Here is a 2,679-nt window from a genome sequence, read left to right on the forward strand (position 1 = left end):
ATCAGGCGTTTTGCGTAAAATGAACTCATCCGCAAACGCCATCTTCGCCGCACGCACCACCGCGTGCGAATCCGCCCCCGGCGAGCCGTAGCGAATATTGTTTTCGATTGTGTCGTCGAACAAGATCGTTCGCTGAGTCACCAACGCAATTCGGCGACGCAAATCGCGGGTCTTCATCTCTTGGATCGGAGTGTCATCCAACAGCACCTGCCCGTTTTGAGGATCGTCGAACCGACACAACAAATTGACGATCGTACTTTTCCCGCTGCCATTGGGGCCAACCACTGCGATCGTTTCGCCATGACGGATCGTCAAATCGACACCCCGCAACACGGTCGGTCCAGAGGTGTATTGGTAGACCACGTTTTCAAGTCGAATCTCGCGATGCGGTCGCGCCGTCGTGCGATCATTCTTTGGCTCCGCGACTCGGATAGGCTTGTCAATGATTTCGTAAATCCGCTCTGTCGCGGCGATACCTCGCTGCAATCCGCTCCATACATCCGATAATTTTCTAGCTGGATCCGAAGCCCCGATCAAAAAGCCAAAGAACATCAAAATCTCGCCGACTTCCAACGGAACGGTGCTCATCGGGATGCCAAACAAACGGGTTTGTTGATTGACGACCAAATAGCCACCTGCCAAGATCGCCAGCCCCACCACGGTCATTCCCAACATTTCGCTGCTGCTGCGGGCCAACGTGTTGTAGAACGCCATCTTCATCGACTTGCGATAGTACGCGCGTGTGCCGCGATCGAATTTGGCACGCTCGAACCCTTGCGTGTTAAACGCCTTGATGACACGGATGCCTGCGAACGAATCGTTCAACATCCCGTACAACTGGCTCATCTCTTCCATCGCCCGGCGACTCGCCCGACGAATCGCACGGCTGAGATGATGCATCACCAATCCGACCAACGGCGTGACGATCATCACGAATAACAGCAAACGCCAACACACAAACATCGCGCCACCGAGACACACCGCCATCTTCAGCGGCTCGCGAACCAGTCGTCCCAATAACGCGGTGATGCCGGCCGAGACGTGGGCAATGTCATTGGTCAAACGCGACGTCAAATCGGCCGAACCGTTCTCGCCAAACGAGTCGAGGTCCAACCGCAACGCTTTGCGAAAGAACAGGGCGCGAAGATCCAACGAAGCCGATTCCGAGACATACTGAACCAGCATTAGATTAATTAATAGAGCGACCAGTTTGATCGCGGTTCCGCCGACCAACATCGCCACGATCAACATCAACGTCGCGTAGGCGCCGCGAGGAGCGTAGGCATCGATCGTCGGTTTTGCCCAACGCAGATACTTGCTCGACTCGGCAATCGCCGTCTTGGTGGCGGTAGCGGATTCAATTTGGAGCCGCAGATTCTTGCTGGCTGTCGAATCATCAGTCTCCGCCAATTTCGCGGTCAGCTGATGAATTTCAGCATCAAGTTCGACCAACCGAGCATCGGTCTGATTGATCTGCTTTTCGGCGTAGCCCGGCAAACTGTCGCCTTTAAAAACAACTTCGACCAATGGGTACAGCGTACCGATATTGGCCCCCCACAGAACGGCGATCAACATCGATGTCGATACAATCCCGGCGATCGACCATTTACGACGCAAAGCGATGCGAAGCGCGCGACCAAAATTTCTCATCGTTGTTCGTCGTCCCTGACGAGTAGATCCGTCTAATGTCTGCAAAAATCAGCAAGTTGATGCGAGTCTTGTAAACCAGAAGCGGCCTTCTCGGCTAGACGAATTCATTGCTAGCACAGGCTCCACACGGCTGAACCGCGGTTCTTGTCGGCTTTCACCAAGCTGGCAAAGCGACGTGTTTTGCCGCTCGTTCGCGTTGTTTGGCTTCGTGAAACGGCGGATCAGGGCAAGCCCGCAGGACGCAGCAAAAAAATTGGACTTTTTGCCTAAGCTTGCAAAACCGTCCACCCACCAAGGGCGTAGACACACTACCGCTTTGTCACGATGAAAGTTTCGCTGAGTGCGAAACCATGATCTTGGCATTGCGAGCGTAATTCTCGTCTGAATCGATCCGAATCCCCCCTGTATGAGCTCTTTTGCAAGATGCCGACTGATGCTGAGATAAAACCAATCGTTCCCATGATGGGCGCCGAAGGAGGCTTTGTGGAGGACGAGTCAGTTCCCCCGTTGCGGATCTCGGGTTTTCTATGCCTTCTTTTCGGCCTTTTGAGTGCATTGGGCATTATCGGCTACCCGATGCTTGTCACCGCGGTGATCGCCGTCGTCTTGGGTTTGGTGGCCCTGCGACCCTGGGAAAATCAAAAGCCGGTGGGCGTGACTCCGGCCCGGATTGGGTTGGTCCTGGCGGTCGCCTTTGGCTCATGCGGATTTTTGGTTCATACGCTGAAGACCCGCACGCTCGCCAACCAAGCCGAGTATTTCGCTCGCCAATACCTCGATGTCGTGGCAAAAGGGGAATTCGCGATTGCGATGGAATTGAAGAAGGAGCCCGTCAATCGCTTGCCACTACACATGCCGCTGATGGACCACTATCAGTCCAGCGAAGAGAACATGCAGACTCTGACCGAGTTTCAGTCCGATGGAATCAACCAACAATTGGTCGACGTCGGTCCAGGCGTCCCGTGGGAACTCGGAGAACCGGTGCGAGTGTTCCAGTATTACGGTATGCAACAAGCCGAGCTGCTGTTT

1 protein-coding gene and 1 pseudogene are annotated in these 2,679 nt (G+C 54.5%); one reads left to right on the forward strand and one right to left on the reverse strand.

Going from position 1 to position 2,679, the window contains the following annotated elements; translation table 11 throughout:
- The coding region (locus tag RMSM_RS27120) for an ABC transporter ATP-binding protein (RefSeq protein WP_040769567.1) at positions 1-1,650 on the reverse strand (1,650 nt) is incomplete at its 3' end.
- Positions 1,651-2,196: 546 nt separating this feature from the next.
- Between RMSM_RS27120 and RMSM_RS27125 the strand changes: the two are divergent.
- A pseudogene (locus RMSM_RS27125) lies at positions 2,197-2,679 on the forward strand (hypothetical protein); the annotation flags it as partial.

Source organism: Rhodopirellula maiorica SM1 (genome assembly GCF_000346295.1).
Classification (GTDB): Bacteria; Planctomycetota; Planctomycetia; order Pirellulales; family Pirellulaceae; genus Novipirellula; species Novipirellula maiorica.